This is a genomic window from Streptomyces sp. NPDC036815 (assembly GCF_055609205.1).
In genome coordinates this window covers 1-17,111 of sequence record NZ_JBVJPW010000006.1, presented here as the reverse complement: position 1 = coordinate 17,111, position 17,111 = coordinate 1, and the positions used below count along the sequence as shown (strand labels likewise).

Below are 17,111 nucleotides of genomic sequence, written 5' to 3'. Positions count from 1 at the left end.
TTCCTGCGGTACAGACCTCTCAGAGAACCACTGTCCGTGAGCATGTCAACGCGGGCGGAAGGGCCCGTCGGCCGTACCAATGCGCGGTGCCGAACCCCTCTGCCACGCTCCCGCGCCCGTAAAGGACTGGACCAATGCGGTGAGATTTTGCTTCACCTTGACTCGGTGGCCGATCGAGCGCGCGGCGACAGGTCCGGCAGGTCCGCCTCGGTGCGGGCGAGGACGATCTGGTCGAAGAGCGCGCCGTCGCCGTTGCTGCGCAGGGCGAGCTGGTCGACGACCTTGACCGCTCCGGCGGTGATCTTCCACAGGTCGAAGCGTTCGACCTTCCAGTCGGCGGGGACGGGGCCCTCGATCCGCTTCTCGACCATGGACGTCTGCGGCGGCCAGTGCGAGTCGCCGACGGACACCGAGAAGACCGGGGCCGACGTAGCGGGTCCGAACCGGACGCTGATGCCCGTGGTCGTCGCGCTGAGGGCCTTCCAGGCGAACTGGAGGTAGCGGTACTGGCCCGGGGCGCTCGGGTTCTCCACGATCCTGAAGTCCCAGTCGTGCATGGCGTGTCCGAAGGGGGCCCTGAACGTGGGGTAGCGCTCCACCGCCTTCTTCAGCCGCAGGCAGCTGGTCCCGGCGGCGGCGCCCCCGATCTGGATGTCGGCGGCCGAGCTGTCCTCCACGATGTCGCGCACGTCGTCCTCCCGGTCGTCGAAGAGGACGGCGAGCGCGTTCCCCTCCAGCACGTCCCGGTGGGAGTTGCCCACCACGGTGCCGTGGAGGACGAGTTCGCCGAGCCGGATGTTGCCCACGGGCCAGCTGCCGCCGCCGGTGGTGCGCAGCCGGAAGCGGGAGGAGGACAGGGCATCGAACGCGTGGCTGTGCACGGCGCCCGCGTCGGAGAGGAGCTTCGGGCCGTCCTTCCAGAGCCCGGACCTGGTGTCCCACCACTGCAGTTGGACGTCGCGCAGCCACGACTCGGGGTGGGCCGGGTCCTCGGCGAAGGTCACTCCTGTCAGCCGCACCTGCGTGCGGAAGGTGTCCACGGTGAACAGCAGCTCCTGGCCGGCGACGGCGCCGATGGCGCCGATGACCGACGGGGACACCCACGGGTTGGTGGGCGCATCGGCGCGCCCGTCGCTGAGCAGGGCGACCGCGTTCTGCCTGGTGAGGTCGATGTAGCGGGTCGGATTGACGAGGCGTACGTCAATGAGGGCGCGGGCGGTCGTGATCAGGTTGGGTGTCAGGTCCTTGGGCGCCGTGGTGTTGCCCCAGCCCGCGCGGCGGACCACGGGAACCGGGTCGGGCGCGAGGAGCTTGGGGCGGATGTCGGTCTCGGACGGGGAGAGTTGGGTCCGCCAGCGTTCGTCGAGACCGGCGGTGTAGCGGAGCACCGCGCCCGTCCAGGTCGCGACGAGGAGACCGCCGTCGGGCAGCCAGGCCGGGACCGGCAGCGCCTTGAGGTCCTTGGTGGTCAGGGGGGTGCCGTCGCGCCGCAGCACGGTGAGGGTGCCGAGTTCGCTGCCGACGGCGACGCGGGTGCCGTCGGGCGAGACCCGGGGGCGGCGCAGCAGGTCGTCCCCGGTGTACGTCCACAGCAGTCCGCTCCCGGCGTCGTACGCCTTGAGCTGGTTGCGGAAGGTGACCGCGAGGAACGAGCCGTCGGCGCTGACGGAGACCTCGCCCGCGGCGGTGGGCAGGGTGTTGACCAGCGTGCCGCCGCGGATCACGTACACGCGGCCGCCGTGCGCGTCCGACCAGATCACGGCGGTGCGCCGGTCACCGCTGACGGCACCGCCGCCGAAGCTTCCCTCGCCGGTGGGGATCGTCCACAGGGTGCGGCCGTCCGCGGCGGCGAGCCCGGTGATCGTGCCCGCGGCGAAGGTGATGAGGGTGTCGTCGTCGAGGGCGAGGAGGCGCAGCGGGGTCCGCTCGCCGGTCTTCCACCACTCGTGCGCCCACCTCTCGCGCGCCTCGCCGTCGTCGTCCCACAGCGCGAGGCCCAGGTCGCCGGAGGTGGCGATCCAGGAACCGCCGGGCGCGGCCGCGAAGTTGTTCAGGCCGTAGTCGTGGCCCCACTCGCCCTTCGTCCAGTCGGTGGCCTTCTTGGGCAGGCCGAACAGGGCGAACCGGCGCCGGGGCGAGCCGTCGGCGCCCAGCAGGTACAGGTGGTAGCCCTCGGCGCTGTGCAGGTCGTAGCCCTGTGCGGCGAAGCCGTCGCCGGGGGCGCTCGGGGCGTAGGCGAAGTGGTGGCCGAGGCGGCGACGCCAGCGCGTGGTGCCGGTGGCGAGGTCGAGGCCGTAGAGGTTCTGGTCCCAGTTGAAGGCGTTGAGGGCGGCGGTGCGGCCGTCGGCGGAGACGGCGATGTCGCGCACGTGCGGGCCGAAGGCGTACTCGGCCGGGGGCGGCAGCGGGTCGTGCGTCAGCGGGACGACGGCGTAGAGTCGGGCGGGGACGGTGCGCAGATCCGCGGTGAACTCCCCGCCGAGCAGGCTGACCCGCTCGCCGGTGAGCACGTCGACGACCTGGTGCAGCGCGGGCAGCGCCACCTTCAGCTTCACCGTCACGGGAACGCGGTGGCCGCACCGCAGGCCCACGCGCCAGACCAGGCTCGGATCCCAGTCGAGAAGCGTGTTGTTGACCGCCCAGATGTACGTGGTGTTCCCGGCCTTGCGCTCGCTGAGCCACACCTCGGGGTTGTCGCACTCGGCGACCGGCGCGACGACGTCCTTCAGGGCGGCGGTGACCTTGGCCGCCTGGTCGAGGAAGATCCGGCGCAGCCGATGGTAGGACGCGTCGTCGCTCTGCGGCGTCTCGTCGTTCTCGACGTGGGTGAAGGCGGTGCCGAGGGCGCGGTAGGCGTCCTTGTACCGCTGGACGCAACTGTCGTCGGCGTAGACGGGGACGGCGTCCGGGCCCTGGCTCACCTCGGTGAGCGCTGTGTGCAGACGCGGGTCCAGGTCGGTGCGCTGGCCGATGAGCAGGACGGCGTCGTAGCCGCGCAGGACGTCCGCGCCGACGTCCTCGGTGAAGACGAAGGTGGCCGGGCGGTGGGCGTACAGGCAGGCGGTGTAGGCCTCGTAGAGCCGCATGAAGTACTTGCTGCTGAAGCCCTGCGAGGTCTCCAGGCGCTGCATGCGGGTGGAGACGACGATCGCGACGCGGTCCGCGCCGCGGGCGCCCGCGGTCGTGGGGCCCAGGCGGGCGCACAGGTCGAACGCGGCGCGCAGCATCGAGGTGCGGCCCGCGCCGCCGGAGCGGGGTTCGCCGGGCCTGCCGCCGCTGCCGCCGCCGCGCTCGTCGAGGACGGTGATGTCCTCCAGGTGGTAGGCGCCCTGGTCGCCGGTCATGCCGGTGCCGTTCGCGCCCCGCATCACCTGTTGCAGCAGGGTCGGCAGGATCATGCCGCCGGTGCCGTCGTCGTTGAAGAGCTCCGGGTGGCCCCAGGCCGGTTTGCCCGGGCGCCGGTAGTAGTCGACCATGTGGGCGGTGGCGCCGAGGAGTTGGAGCTGCTCGCCCTGGTAGTGCAGGTCGACCTCGTCCGCGGGGGCGAACACGGTCGGGGGCAGGGTCTGCGGTGCGCGGTAGGGGCCGGTCATCGCGCTGATCCTGCCCGGGAACCGATGGTTCAGGACCTCCCGGAACCGGGCTCCGGCGGCTGTCTTGAGGGCGATCGAGCGGTCGGTGACGGTGTCGAGGATCGGCACCCAGCCACCGGGCTGCTCGACCAGCCGCAGTGCGTCGTTGTACTCCTTGCGCTCGCCCTCGCTCTGCGCGGCGCCGGCGCCGATCGCGCCCACCCACCAGTTCGCGCCCCAGGTCCAGCCGCGGAACGCCGCGTAGGTGTGCAGGCTCTCGGTGACCTTCAGCAGGTCGCGTTCGAGCGCCGCCTGGTCGCGGGGTTCGTGGTTGCCCGGCCAACTGAGCGGCAGGTAGGTGTCGTTGGCGTAGAGGACCGCCTGTTCCTCCATGCCACGTGCGCCGTATCCGGCGATGGTGCGGCGGGCGGGGTCCTCGAAGACGGCCTTGTCCCAGTGGACGGCGGTCCGCGACAGCTTCAGCCGGTCGACGACGTCGGAGTCGGCGGCCGCGTCCTTGAACCTGTCGGGCCAGACGAGGCCGAGGCGGTCGACGAAGAGGTTGAGCCCGAGCTTCTCGGCCCTGGCGGCGTGGGCCTCGACGGTGTCGGGGAGGTCCGCGAAGACCGGCAGGCGCTGCGTCGAGGGGTTCTTGACGAGGTCCCGGGGGTCGGAGGGGATGCTGGCGTGGTTGTTGGCGTAGATGTCGCTGTACCAGGTGATGTGGAAGTCCGGCCGCCGTACGAGGCCGGGCCCCAGGTCGAGGTGGGCCGAGGCGACGGTGAAGCCGGGCGGCTGCCGGGCGTCGATGACGTAGCGTCCGGGTACCAGCGTGCCGGTGTACTGCCCGGTGAGTTCGAGGCGGCCCTCGCCGTCCGTCAGGGTGACGTCCTCGGCGTGCACCTCCGTACCGGCCCGCAGCACCCGCACGTGTGCGCTGCCCGGCAGCGGGGTGCCCTCGGCGACGCGGGCCACGACGCGCACGGTGATGGGCTCGCCGCGGCCGTAGGAGAAGCGGTTCAGTGCGGTCAACGTCTCGACGCCGCCCGTGCCGGTGTCGGCCCGGCAGGTCATCAGGGACAGCGAGCCCTTGGTGCTCTCGGGCGTACGGATCTCGACGACGCCGTCCACGACGTAGTCGCCGAGCCGTCCGGCGACGTCGGGTGACACCCGCAGGTGGTAGAGGCCCCGGGCGTCGGCGGGCGGGGTGACCGTCCCGGCGGTCAGCGGGAGTTCGGTGAACTCCGGTACGCCGAGCGGCCGCAGCCACACCCGGAAGCGCGGGTCGCCCGGCCACCGGCCCCGGTCGTGACGGATCGTCAGCGGCACCTTCCGGCCCGCCGTCCACTCGTCCGCCTCGTACGACACGGTCAGCCGCTCGATGTCGGCGCCGACCCGGCGCACCAGCGCGCCGGTGAAGTCGTACACCTCGAACAGGCACGTGGGGTCGTTCCGCTTCACGTAGTAGCGCTCGCCGCGCACCCTGAGGTACTGCACCACGTACGGGTCCTTGGGAAGGTCCAGGGTGACGGTGCGCTCGAACTGGCCCTGCGGGCCGTAGACGCTCACCTGCCGCCGTTGCGGTTCCCTCGCGAGCCCGGTGGAGACGTGGAGCCGGCCGTTGTCGTCGACGTCGTAGCCGCCGAAGGTGAAGCCCGCGGGCCGCACCGGAACGCTCCGTACCAACGCCCCGTCGAGCGTCGAGACACAGACGAGCCCGGCCCCGGCCGTCGTGGGCCAGGCGGTGTAGAGCAGCCCGCGCTCCTCGGCCACCCGCAGACCCGCCGGGCCCTTCTTGGAAGTGGCGTTCTCGTCGAGTCCGGTGAGGGTGATGCGCTGGTCCACGGTGCCGGGCTTCAGCCGGACCACTTGCCTGCGGTGCTGGTCGATGGCGTAGAACCAGCCGGACCGGGCCGCCTCCACGGCCGAGGGCGCGAAGTAGCCGTCCGTGTTGTTGGCCGTGAAGTCGTCGATGCTGCCGAGCCGGTTGAACTCCTTGTCCCAGAAGTCGATCCGGTGCGGGAAGTGGGTCTCGGCGGTCGCGATCACGCCCTGCGCGTCGGCCGTGATCGCCAGCGCCGCGTACCCGACCCGCCCGAACCGCTGCGCCGAGCCGTCCGGCGCGAGCCGCAGCGCCTGGCCGTCCGTGTGCCCACCGATCACCAGATAGACGTTGTCCTCGCGGCCGAGACCCAGGTGCAGGGCCGGGACGTCGAACGCGGGGTGGTACCTGGACACGACGTGCTCGATGGTCCTCACGGTGCGTCTCCCTCGGGAAGCCGTGCGCCGACCGGGCGCCGATGGCGATGCCACCGATCAGCTTCTCGTCATGCGCACAAGGAGGGAAAGCGCCACGACGAGTGAACGGACGAACTTTTGTGCGGCCGCGCCGACGTCGATCCGGGGGGGCGGGCGAGCACCGCGCCCTCCGGCCGTTCACGCGCTCGCCCGCGGGTATTCACCGCCCAACAGGATCTTTTGTGCGGGGCGTCACAGAGAATCCTCGGATTCCCCGGGCATGCTTCCCGGAAATCGAGCGGAGGGAGCGACGGATGGTGAGGCGCATACGGCTGAGGCGCAGACCCCTACGGGCGCTGTTCGCTGTGGGCGCCCTGTTCTCGTGCCTCGCGCTCGCGGACGGCAACGCGCTGCCCCGCGCCGTCACCGCGACCGTGCGGCCCGGGCCGCCGGACACGGCGCGGGTCGGCGCCCTCTTCGACGGCGGCCTGGACGACGAGCACTTCTGCACCGCGTCCGTGGTGCACAGCAAGGGCCGCAACCTCATCGCCACCGCGGGCCACTGCCTCAGCGACGGCAAGGGCGTCACCTTCGCCCCCGGCTACCACGACGGCAAGGCGCCCTACGGCCTGTGGACGATCGACCGCGTCTACTCCGACGACCACTGGGCCCGCGACGGCGACGAGGACCACGACCTCGCCTTCGCCGTCCTCGAACCCCTGGACGGCCGCCTGGTCGAGGACGTGACCGGGGCCAGCACCCTGGACACCACGGCGGACCCCGGCCACCGCGTCACCGTCACCGGCTACCCCTCCGACGAGGACGCCCCGCGCACCTGCACCAGCACCACGCACCGCTTCCGCGCGGGCCAGCAGCGCATCGCCTGCCCCGGCTTCAGCAGCGGCACCAGCGGCAGCCCGTGGGTCACCGCCGACGGCCACTTGACAGGCGTCCTCGGCGGCTACCACGGTGGCGGCGACACCCCCGACGTGTCGTACAGCGTGATCCTCGGCATCGAGACGGCCACGCTCTACGCCAAGGCGGCGCACGCCTGACGTCGGGCGGCCGACTGTCGGCAGGGCCGATGAGTGGGCTGCCGGGGGAGGTCAGACCAGGTCAGGCCAGGTCAGTGTCCCGCCCCGGTGGCCCGCCCCCGCGACTTGGCGAACAGACCCCAGAAGGACACGACGGCCCACGTCCCCTCCAGGAGCAGAAAGCCCCAGTCGCCCTCCACGACGGCGTCGATCGCCATGAGGAGTGAGCCGACGGCGTTGAGCCAGAGGTAGGACCAGGCGTCGGTGCGCATCCGGTTCGCCTGCACGGCGACGAACGCGGCGAGAACGAGCACGGAGCCGACGATCTGCACGGTGAGCCACATGCCGACGATCATCGGGGAGAGGGGTGCCGTCGGCGCGTACCGGGCGATCGTCGGTGCGGGATGGGGCCCGGATGGGCGATCGGGGCGGGTGCTGGGATTCAGCGGTTCTCAGCGCAGTTCCTCGGCCAGTCCGACGATGATGCCCTCCGGGCCGCGGACGTAGCAGAGCAGATAGCTGTCCTCGAACCGGGCGAGCTCGCCGACGAGTTCGGCGCCGTGCGGGCGCAGGCGGGCGACGGTGCCTTCGAGGTCGTCGACGGCGAACATGACGCGGTGCGTGCCCAGGATGTTGTGCGGCTTGTCGCGCGGGCCGTCGCTGATCGCCGCGGGGCTGCGGTACTTCGACAGTTCGAGCCGGCTGTGACCGTCCGGGGTCCGGAGCATCGCGATGTCGCAGTGGACTCCGTCGAGTCCGGTGCACCGGTCGGCGACGAGGCCCGCGACCTCCGTCCTGCCCTCCAGTTCCATACCGAGTTCCACGAAGAACGCGACGGCGGCGTCCATGTCCTCGACGACGATGCCGACGTTGTCCATGCGCTGAATCGCCATGATGGCTTCTCCCTCTTCCTCTTCCTCGCGCGGCCGTTGGTGCCCGCTGATGCCCCTGGGACGGAGCCGATGACACATTCTCGACATCCGCGGGGCGCCGAACCCGGAGAAATCCAGATCGCGCCGCGACACCGCTGCGGCAGACCCGCGGGCGGGGCGCCGCCACCGAGGGGGAGTACGGCGGTCAGGCCGCCAGGCGGGTGCCCCGGCGCCAGATGGCGCGAGTGTTGAGGGTGTCGCTGATGTCGCTGGTCGGGTCGCCTTCGACCAGCAGGAGGTCGGCGCGGAGCCCCTCGGCGACGCGGCCCCGGTCGCTGAGGCGGAAGCGGCGGGCCGTGGTCGCCGTGGCCGCGCGCAGGGCCCGTGCCGGTGTCAGCCCGGCGGCCACGAGGTACTGCAATTCGTGGTGGAGACTCGCTCCGTGTGCCAGGCCCCCGAAGAAGGTCTCGGCCATGGAGACGTCCGTGCCGGCCAGCACGTCGACGCCGGCGGCGTCCAGGGCGCGCACGGTGTCGTACACGTCGTCGAGCTTGCCCTGCGGGTAGCGGTTGTAGCTGGAGCGCAGGGTCTGATCCCACTGGGAGTCGAGGCGGGCGGCCACCCGGGGGTCGTCGGCGAGCTCGCTGCCGGTGATCCCCATCATCGAGGCGTTGAGGCTGATGCAGGGAATGACGAACACGCCCGCCTCCTTGACGAGGCGGATGATCTCGGCGGTGTGCGGCTGGTCCATGAACACATGGGTGAGGCCGTCGATCCCGGCTTCGACGGCCATTTCGGTGGCCTCCACGGTCAGCGCGTGGGCCACGGTGAGGGCGCCGTACTTCTTGGCCTCGGCGACACCGGCGTTCACGGTGGCCCGGTCGAGCGACGGCAGTCCCGGGTGCCCCTCCACGCTGCCGTCGTCGATCATGAACTTGATGAAGTCGGATCCGCGGGCGAGGAGTTGGGGCACGAAAGCGGCCGCTTCCTCGGGAGTGGTGGAGAACGGCATCAGCGGCATCACCGGGGGGAGGTCCCACTTGGGCCGGAAGCCTTCGGGCATCAGCTCGCTCGGGTGGCCGCCGGGCGGTGTGATGGCGAAGCCGGCGGAGCGTACGTCGGCTTGGGTGTCGTCGTCGGTGATGGACCCCCGGTTCTCGCGGGTGTTCATCCCCTGCATCTCCAGTTCGGTCGTCACCCCGAACCGCAGGGCGAGCGCCAGGGATCCGGGCGCGGAGTGGACGTGGGCGTCGATGAGTCCCGGCAGCAGTGTGGCGCCGCTGCCGTCGACGATCTCGCTGCCCGCGGGAGCGTCACCACCGATGCGGGCGATCGTCCCGCCATCGATGACCACGGTCCGTACGCCTACCGTCTTCTCTCCGTCGAAGACCTGCGCGCCGGTGATCGCGGTGAGTGCCATGGCAGCCCGCCTCATTTCTCCACTCGTCCAAGATTTACATACCCGATGCTATGTACTTGCCTGCGGGTATGCAAATGTGTGGAAGGGCCTAGACTCGGTCATATGAGCAGCGCGTCCTTCTCCGAGCAGCCCTCCGACGACGTGGCGCTGGACCAGATCGGCCCGGCATTGTCACGTCTGCGGCGCCGCGCACCGGCCTCCGGCAAGGACCTCTCCCGCAACCTCGTGCTCAATGTGATCGCCGACGCGCCGGGCGAGACGACCGTCGGTGGCCTTGCCGCGGAGATGGGCGTCGCCCAGCCGGTGGCCAGTCGGACCGTCGCCGCCTGCATAGATGACGGCTTGCTGCGCCGGGCTGCGTCCCAGACCGACGGGCGCCGCACCGTGCTCGAACTCACCGAGCACGGCGAGGCCGAACGCGACCGCTTCGCCGCCGAACAGAGAGAAGCATTCCTGGAGATCACCGCCGCCTGGTCGCGGGAGGAGCGGAGCCAGTTCGCCCGCCTCCTGGTCCGATACGGCGCCGACGCCACCGCGTGGTCCAAGCGGCAGGCCGCGACCCGCGCCTGAACGAGCTACTGAGGGGCCACATCCCGAAAGTGCGGCGCACCCGGCTCCGGGGCGATCCTGCTCGCGCGGGCGGTGAAGCTGATGGCGTGATACCAACCGCACAGCATGAGCAGGTCGAGGACTTGTTCCTCCGTGAACCGAGAGCGCAACCGGCTCCACAGGTCGTCATCGATGTCGCAACCGGTGTGGAGCGCGTCCACCGCGTCGATGAGCATGCGGTCGCGTTCAGCAGTCCAGCAGGGATCCGCACTGGTGCCGTGCGTCAGCGAAGACACCTGGTCGGCGGTGAGTTCGACGCGGTCGGCGAACCGCGCCACGTGCACACCCCACTCGTATTCGCAGCCGCAGAGAGCGCAGGTGCGGTCGATGACGATCTCGCGGTCGCGCAGGCCGAGGCTGAGCCGTCTGCTGAGCTGGTAGGCGCCCCACCCGTGCAGCGCTTCGGTGAGCTGCCGGTTGCGCGCGAACACGCGGAACAGGGCTATCGGCTCCTCGCCGCGCGGCATCATCCGGCTCAGCAGGGCGTCAGTGTCCGGCGGGAAGGGTCGTGTCAGTGGGGAGATCCGTTCGCTCATGCGCTCCTCCGGTTATCGGGTCGTCAGCGGTGGCGAATGCTGGGCGCGGTGCGGTGGACTGTCTTCGGACGGTCCCGGGCCGACACGACCATCCGGGAGCGGCCGGCCGGCCCCGCAAGCCGGTCGGCTCACTGCTCCTTGCTCTTGGGGCCGTGGGTGTCGAGATCAACGGCCCAGCGCTCCGCCCACGCGCGCAGGCCGACCAGGCCCTCGCCCGCCTCCTGTCCGAGCGCCGTCAGGCCGTAGCTCTCATCGGCATCGCGGTGTACGAGCCGCGCTTCGAGCAACTCGAGCAGCCGCTGTCGCAGCACGCTGGACGACATTCCGTCGCACCGCTGCTGAAGGGCCCGGAAACCCAGGGGTCCATCGCGCAGTTCCCACAGGATCCGCAGAACCCAGCGGCGGCCGAACAGATCGAGTGCGGCCATGAGCGGGCGCCCTGTGGTGGAACCCCGCACCGGATGCCCCGGCCTGGGCAGCCTCGGAGTCGCAGACATGGGTCGATGTCCTCTCGCCGCGAAGCGCGGTGCTTCGATTTCCGAAACGCTACGCTCGGCCGAGTGCTTTGAAAAGAGAAGCGGCCGGATTCGGCGGCGTGCCTTCTGATTCGGCGCCGGAGCGAGCTGGCATCCTGCGGGCCGGGGACGCGCGCCACCCCCTGATCGCGTACGGGATCTCGGTGAACTCGCTGCTCACATAAGAGACTTCAGCACGTCGGCCTCGCAGCCCGGCGCGGACGGATCGAAGCCGTGCTCGACCAGCCAGCGAACTCCCAGCAGGCTGCGCAACGACCACCACGCGCGGATCACGTCGAGGTCGACGTCGACGTCGGTGCCGTAGCCGACGAGGACGTCGCGGAGGTGCTCCTCGTGTCCGAGCGTCAAGGTGGCGAGGTCGTACAGGGCATCCCCCTGGCCCGCCTCGGACCAGTCGATGATGCCCGTGATCTCGTCACCGACTCCGCCACTGTCACCGTCACCGACTCCGTCGACGAAGACGTGCGCGATCTGCAGGTCGCCGTGCGTGAACACCGGGGTCCACGGCCGGAACGCGGCCTCGGCGACCTGGCGGTTGCGGGTGACCAGGTTCGCGGGCAGAACGCCGTTCGTCACGAGCCACTCGCACTCGCCGTCGAGTTCCGCCGCCAACTCGTCGAGGTCCCGGCCGGCCCGTCCGGGCCGTCGCGGCAACGGACCCTCGTGCAGCTTCCGTACGGCGGCACCCGCCGCGGCCCACGCCGCCGGGGAGGCGGTCGACGGCTCGCCGAGGCGGCCGAGCGCCGCTCCCCGGACCGCGGCGATCGCGAGCACGGGCGGCTTGCGCCACAGCACCTTCGGGGTCGGGACCGGCGCCAGAGCCATCACCTCGACCTCCCAGTCGATACGCGCTTGCTCGGCGTCCACCTTCAGGAACACGTCGCCGACCCGCAGCGTCGCGCGCTCGTGATGGGCGACGACGACCTCGACCTCATCCATGGCGATCATTATCCCGGGCCGACCGCCGATGTCACCGGGGTTTATGACCTGCGGGCCTCGGTGACGAGTTTGCGCATATGGGCGGCCCCCGCGACGAGAGCCACGGCGCCGGCCAGATTGGAGACGGCCACGGTCCAGTAGAGGCCGTCGGGGCTGTCGGACGCGGCGACCGCCCAGCGGCCGACCACGATGTTCCCGCCGAAGTAGACGATGTTCAGGGCCACGGCACGGCCGCCGCCTCCGACATGTTCGAGCAGGGTCAGCGCCACCAGGACCGGCCCCTCGACCACATAGGTGAGGCCCACGATGGCCAGGTAACGGGCGGCCGCCGCGGCCGCTTCGTCGTCGCCGGTCATCAGCCGCGCGATCGGTTCCCGGCCGAAGAAGGTCGCGAGGGCGATGACGGAGAAGACGGCGAAGGACAGCAGGATGCCGCTGCGGTAGGTCGGCGCCACGCTCCCGTAGGCACCGGCGCCCCGCTGCTGGTTGATGACGATCGCGGTGGCCGAGCCGAGTACGAGCGCGGGCATGATGATCAGGCTCTGCACCGACGAGGCGGTGGAGAAGCCCGCCACCGTCGCCTCGCCGAAGGGGCCGAGCACCCAGACCAGGGCAAGGCTGTAGAGGGAGATGAGGCCGAGGGTGGCGCCCACGGGCAGGCCGACGGACCTGATGTGGCCGAGCGTCGCGGGGTGCCACGGGGCACGCTGCCCGCGCCGCCACAGTCCCGCACGGCGCAGCAGCCACAGGCCCGCGGTCGTGCCCGCCACGGCGCAGACGGCTGCGGCGATGGGCAGGCTGTTCATCCCGAGCCCCGCGCCGAAACCGAGCCAGGCCACGAGCGCTATCTCGACGACGGAGCTCACCAAGGTGAGGACGAGGCTCTGTCGGGCGAACCCGAAGCCTCGCAGGGCGGACGCGCAGAGAGCGGGCCCGAAGCCCAGCAGGCTGACCACGGACATCCACCGCAGGAACCAGATGAACTCGTGGTGGGCGGAGTCCGATACGTCGAACAGCGCGGCGAAGGCGGGTGCGCCGAAGGAGAGCAGCAGGGTCAGCGAGGTTCCGACCACCACCCAGACCTTCATCATGCTCACAGTGAGCGGGAAGGCGTCCTCGGGGGAGTCCTTGCCCTTGCTCATCGCGCAGGCGACCTGGGTGCTGACGGCGAGGGCCGCGTTGACGGCGCTGAACACCATGCCGAGGGGCAGGAAGAGCGAGCGCACGTACAGGGCGTTGCTGCCCATGCGGCCAACCATCGCCACCAGGATCAGCATGGTCAGGTAACCGACGATCTCCCCTATGACCATGGGGACGGCGAGGCGGCCGATCTGCGGCGTGTGCCGGGCTGATCGTGGCTCCGGGGCGAGGGGCTCGGCGGCGGTCGTGTTCGTGCGCGATTCCATGAAAGAGCCCTCGGTGTTTTCTGTCGGCGGCCCCCGCTCACCACGGCTATTCGCTCGTCCGCCAATGCCACGAGAGACTCACTTGTGAAATGGAATGACGTTTCGTCGCATGAAGAGACCGCCAAGCTAGAGGATCTTTCGGTGCAGGGTCAACCATGGGACACGGCGGGGGAATCGACGGATGGATGCCCTCAACAGGCGCCAGAATCTGTGCTGTTGACTAAATCGCATTAGTTGTTCAGGGCCCTGAGAATCGGAACGCCCCCGTATCCGCGTACCCTCGTGCGGTGCGTCGCTCTTCAGCAGGAGTTTCCGCCCGGTCCCCCGAAGAACAAGTAACTTCCCCAGTCGGACCCCGAGTTGTTGGTGATCTGGAGTGAATAGCAGGGGCCGCTCACCGACCCCGCGTCCGCCAGGGTCGCGTGCACCGCACCGCCGCTCACGGGGTTCACCGCCGCGAGGCGCTGGTACGCCGCCTGTCCGAAGCCCGCCGACGCGTGTCGTCCGGAGCCCATCGGGGGCCACTGGGTGATCAGGGTCCCGACCTCGCCGCCGAACTTGGCACGGGCGGCGTTGGTGGCCATCGGCCCGTTGTTGAACCAAGCCGCCGGGTAGCAGCCGATGGGATGGTCGTCGAAGTAGAGCCACCAGGCGTTGTTGGTGAAGTAGAAGCCCATCTTGTACTCGACCTGTGTGCCGCCGCTCTGCGACACCGCCAAGGGGGCGCCCGGACGCACATACGGGTTGGGGACCGGCTGGAACGCCTGGCCTGCTTCGTTGTAGTAGGAGTGACCGGCTTCGTAGTTCCGCCGGGTGGAGAAGACGAAGAAGTGGGGCGTGGCGTTGCCGTACATCGTGATGTCGACGTGCCAGCCGCATTCCACGGTTTGCAGGACGGGGCCTTCGAGCCCCGCGTAGTACCACTGCTGGCTGAAGGTCGACTGGTTCGACGCCGCGGCGAACGGGTTCCACACGTTGATGCGGCTTGCTCCACCCAGGCAGGGGAGGTTCTGCTCGCCGGTCGCATACCGCTTGCCGAGCGCGGCTGCTGATGCCTCAGCGTCCGCGTCAACGGATGCGGCGAGGTCGAGCGGTCGTTCCTTGGCCGAGGAGGCCGCGAGGTTCGGGAAACGGCACAGCGCCGCGAGAGTGGTGCGGTACAGCGGTGTGGTGCCCGCGGGGGCGGCCCGTGCGGTCAACACATTCCGCGGCGGCGGGCTCATGGCTTCCCGCGACCTCGGGTCCGGTGTCATCGGCTCGTCGGATGCGGTGAGTTGAGGAGGGCCTTGGTCAGGAGCGACGGCGAGGCCGCCCCAGCGGCGCGCCGCGGGGTGCGCGTCCTCGGGGACGCAGTCGACGACCCGGCCATCGGTTTCGACGTAGCTCTCGGCGGCGTCGACGCCCTCGTACAGATCCATGACGTACGCCTGCAGCTCGTCGAAGTCGCGTGCGCTCGCGACGGTGGCGCCGGGCAGTCGGCGTGCTTCCTCGTACGTGGCCGAGGCGACGGACCGCAGAAAAGCGTCCAGGGGCTGGGGGGAGAGTTCAGCAGTCATGGGCGGTGCTCCTTGGTCGGATATCCGCATACGCACGGCCGGAGACAGCCGCGGACGTCGAGCCGACGGACCGGGCCACTCCGATTACACCTTCGGCCATGTGTGGATGTGGGGGTACGGGCCTTCTTCATCCTTGTGGGGGAGGAGGGGCCGCGAAGGGCCCGGCAACGAGAAGCTCAAGTACGCCGTCGTGGAGCGCGGCCACATCCACCTCGTACGGCCCACGCCCGTGCAGTTGCTGCGCCTGCTCGTGCTCCGCGCGGATGTCGCCGGGCGCCTCGGCGACGAAGAGGCCGCGGCGTCCGCGCTCGCCGAGGCCGCCGCGCTCCACCTCACCGCGCAGGAAAGGGAGTCGGTGCGCGACGACCTCGACCGCCTCGAGGAGCTGCAGGGCTAAGGTCTGCTGCGAAGGTGCGGAGCACACGCACGTATCGTGCTTGGTGAAGATGGCATGCGGCACTGCGTGCGACACAACTCGGAGGGGGCGCCATGACCGGTGTCGAGGAGCTGGAGGCCGCGGCGGCCACGATCGCCGGGCACGTGGTGCGTACTCCCACGCTGTCCAGTCCGGGGCTGAGCGCGCTGCTCGGTGTTCCGGTCACGGTCAAGCTCGAACTGCTGCAGCGCAGTGGGTCGTTCAAGGCGCGAGGTGCCGTACTGAAGCTGCTCACGCTGACCGACGCACAGCGTGCGGCAGGCGTGGTGGCGGTGTCCGGCGGCAATCACGGTGTTGCCGTGGCGGAGATGTCGGCCGCGCTGGGCGTGCGGGCCACGGTGGTCATGCCGCAGGCCGCACCGGCCCGCTCCGTTGCGTACGCCCGCGCTGCCGGCGCCGACGTCCGGTTGACCCCCACCATGGCCGAGGCGTTCGCCCTCATGGAGCGGCTGGAGGCCGAGGGCCTCACGCTCCTGCATCCGTTCGCCGACCCGGTGGTGATCGCGGGGCAGGGCACCGTGGGACTCGAACTTGACGAGGACGCGGGCGAGCTGACGGATGTCCTGGTCTCCATCGGCGGGGGCGGGCTGGTCGCCGGTGTGGCGGCGGCGCTGCGGGCGCGGCGGCCGGATGTGCGGGTGTGGGGCGTGGAGACCACCGGCGCCGACGCGATGTCACAGGCGCTGACCCACGGCGGTCCGGTACAGGTGGCCGTGGACTCGCGGATCACCACCCTCGGCGCGCCCACGGTGTCACCGCTGACGTACACCATGGTGCGCGACCTGGTCGACGAGGTGCTGGTCGTGCCCGAGGCGGAGGCCTTCGCCGGTGTCCGGGAGCTGGCCGAACACGCCAAGGTGTGGGCCGAGCCAGCCGCCGGCTGTCTCCTCCCGGCCGCCCGCCGCGTCCTCGCCAAGACCGGTGACGAGACGCGGCTCGGCCTGGTGATCTGCGGGGGCAACGCTTCGGTGGACGACGTGGTGGCGTACCCGAACTAGGGCTTCCCCCTGGAAGGGCTCATGGTTCATCTCGGACCAGGGCGGACGGGCAGGCGGGGCTGCTACTTGGCGGCCTCGAGCGCGGCCTGCCAGACGGGGCTGTCGACGTAGTGGTTGTCGTACAGCTCCGAGGAGTTCTTGATCTCCTCGAAGCCCGCCTCGCCGCGCATCACGCGGCCCAGCAGGCGCAGGTAGTCGAAGCGCGGCATGCCCGCGCTGAAGACGAACAGGACATCTGCCTCCCGGTCCGGCGCGGCGGCGAAGGCGTGCGGGGTGTGCGGCGGCACCAGCAGGAAGTCGCCCTTCTCCAGGACCTTCACCTCATCACCGACCAGGACCTGCAGGGCGCCGTCTATGACGAAGAAGAGCTCGGAGGCCCTGGTGTGGAAGTGCGCGGGAGCACCGACCGCACCCTTCGCGAACGTGGAGCGGTAGCTGGTCAGTTCGCTGCCGTCCGTGCCGTGGTCCGCCAGCAGGGTCATCACGCTGCTGGGGTCCGCGGTGGTCTCGGCGGTGGCGGCGCGGGCGAGGACGGCCTGGGGTGCGTGCGGCGCGTTCATATTGCTTGTTCCTGCCTGTGAGCTGCGGCTCCGGGCTCTCCCAGCGCCTTGTGAACACAACTCTAGGAGGCGGATAGACCCTCCACAGGGTGCACTTGGAGGCCGGTTGGGTGGGTCAATTCACTCGGCCCCCAGGCTTTGCTGAAGGCTTCGAGAAGCCTCATCCCGGCGGCGCACGCCGTGACGGTCTGTTAGCAGGTGGCGAGCGCGTCCGCCGCGCGGGCGAGGAGTTCGTTGCTGAGGGGGCTCGCGGTGGCAACGCCGTCGAAGATTCCCTTGTCTGGAGCATGACGCCCCCTAGGCCCTAGGGCTTGTCTGATAATTGATCTTGTGGTGGGTCGTGGTGAGCTGACGGATGTGGCGTGGGAACGGATAGCGCCCCTGCTGCCGGGTGTTGAC

Annotated in this window: 13 protein-coding genes and 1 pseudogene; 4 read left to right on the top strand and 10 right to left on the bottom strand. The window is 70.4% G+C overall.

What is annotated here, in order from left to right:
- Positions 1 to 152: 152 nt before the first annotated feature.
- On the bottom strand, positions 153 to 5,831 hold the full coding sequence (locus tag ACZ69I_RS15015) for a hypothetical protein (protein ID WP_470832475.1): 5,679 nt from the start codon (positions 5,829 to 5,831) through the stop codon (positions 153 to 155).
- A 293-nt stretch (positions 5,832 to 6,124) separates the two neighbouring features.
- Between ACZ69I_RS15015 and ACZ69I_RS15010 the strand changes: the two genes are divergently transcribed.
- Positions 6,125 to 6,865: a trypsin-like serine peptidase gene (locus tag ACZ69I_RS15010; RefSeq protein ID WP_467675388.1), complete on the top strand. Its 741-nt coding sequence runs from the start codon at positions 6,125 to 6,127 to the stop codon at positions 6,863 to 6,865.
- A 71-nt stretch (positions 6,866 to 6,936) separates the two neighbouring features.
- On the opposite strand, the gene ACZ69I_RS15005 is transcribed toward ACZ69I_RS15010, so the two are convergent.
- The 3 genes from ACZ69I_RS15005 to ACZ69I_RS14995 form a co-directional block, all read right to left on the bottom strand.
- Positions 6,937 to 7,188 (bottom strand): CBU_0592 family membrane protein, encoded by a 252-nt coding sequence (locus tag ACZ69I_RS15005; protein WP_470832473.1) that lies wholly within the window; start codon positions 7,186 to 7,188, stop codon positions 6,937 to 6,939.
- A gap of 108 nt (positions 7,189 to 7,296) precedes the next feature.
- Entirely contained in the window at positions 7,297 to 7,737 is a 441-nt protein-coding gene (locus ACZ69I_RS15000; RefSeq protein WP_467675392.1) for a VOC family protein, read from the bottom strand.
- Positions 7,738 to 7,921: 184 nt separating this feature from the next.
- On the bottom strand, positions 7,922 to 9,136 hold the full coding sequence (locus ACZ69I_RS14995) for an amidohydrolase family protein (protein ID WP_470832471.1): 1,215 nt from the start codon (positions 9,134 to 9,136) through the stop codon (positions 7,922 to 7,924).
- Positions 9,137 to 9,238: 102 nt separating this feature from the next.
- Between ACZ69I_RS14995 and ACZ69I_RS14990 the strand changes: the two genes are divergently transcribed.
- Entirely contained in the window at positions 9,239 to 9,706 is a 468-nt protein-coding gene (locus ACZ69I_RS14990) for a MarR family winged helix-turn-helix transcriptional regulator (RefSeq protein WP_470832469.1), read from the top strand.
- Between the two features lie 5 nt (positions 9,707 to 9,711).
- Here the strand turns inward: ACZ69I_RS14990 and ACZ69I_RS14985 are convergent, their stop codons facing one another.
- The 5 genes from ACZ69I_RS14985 to ACZ69I_RS14965 all read right to left on the bottom strand — a co-directional run bounded on the left by ACZ69I_RS14985 (position 9,712) and on the right by ACZ69I_RS14965 (position 14,718).
- A complete protein-coding gene (locus ACZ69I_RS14985; protein WP_470832468.1) occupies positions 9,712 to 10,281 on the bottom strand; it encodes a carboxymuconolactone decarboxylase family protein in 570 nt (189 codons plus the stop codon).
- A 128-nt stretch (positions 10,282 to 10,409) separates the two neighbouring features.
- Positions 10,410 to 10,709 carry a winged helix-turn-helix transcriptional regulator gene (locus tag ACZ69I_RS14980; protein WP_470832466.1) on the bottom strand — a complete coding sequence of 100 codons (300 nt, stop codon included), beginning with the start codon at positions 10,707 to 10,709 and terminating at the stop codon, positions 10,410 to 10,412.
- Between the two features lie 264 nt (positions 10,710 to 10,973).
- Entirely contained in the window at positions 10,974 to 11,756 is a 783-nt protein-coding gene (locus ACZ69I_RS14975) for a phosphotransferase family protein (RefSeq protein WP_470832465.1), read from the bottom strand.
- 41 nt (positions 11,757 to 11,797) lie between these two features.
- On the bottom strand, positions 11,798 to 13,162 hold the full coding sequence (locus tag ACZ69I_RS14970; protein ID WP_470832463.1) for an MATE family efflux transporter: 1,365 nt from the start codon (positions 13,160 to 13,162) through the stop codon (positions 11,798 to 11,800).
- Positions 13,163 to 13,461: 299 nt separating this feature from the next.
- Positions 13,462 to 14,718, bottom strand: a complete 1,257-nt coding sequence (locus ACZ69I_RS14965) for a neprosin family prolyl endopeptidase (protein WP_470832462.1) — start codon at positions 14,716 to 14,718, stop codon at positions 13,462 to 13,464.
- A gap of 217 nt (positions 14,719 to 14,935) precedes the next feature.
- Between ACZ69I_RS14965 and ACZ69I_RS14960 the strand changes: the two are divergent.
- Positions 14,936 to 15,115, top strand: a pseudogene (locus ACZ69I_RS14960) (VOC family protein); the annotation flags it as partial.
- A 92-nt stretch (positions 15,116 to 15,207) separates the two neighbouring features.
- Positions 15,208 to 16,152 (top strand): threonine/serine dehydratase, encoded by a 945-nt coding sequence (locus tag ACZ69I_RS14955; protein ID WP_470832461.1) that lies wholly within the window; start codon positions 15,208 to 15,210, stop codon positions 16,150 to 16,152.
- A 62-nt stretch (positions 16,153 to 16,214) separates the two neighbouring features.
- On the opposite strand, the gene ACZ69I_RS14950 is transcribed toward ACZ69I_RS14955, so the two are convergent.
- Positions 16,215 to 16,712 (bottom strand): cupin domain-containing protein, encoded by a 498-nt coding sequence (locus tag ACZ69I_RS14950; protein ID WP_470832459.1) that lies wholly within the window; start codon positions 16,710 to 16,712, stop codon positions 16,215 to 16,217.
- Positions 16,713 to 17,111 lie beyond the last annotated feature (399 nt).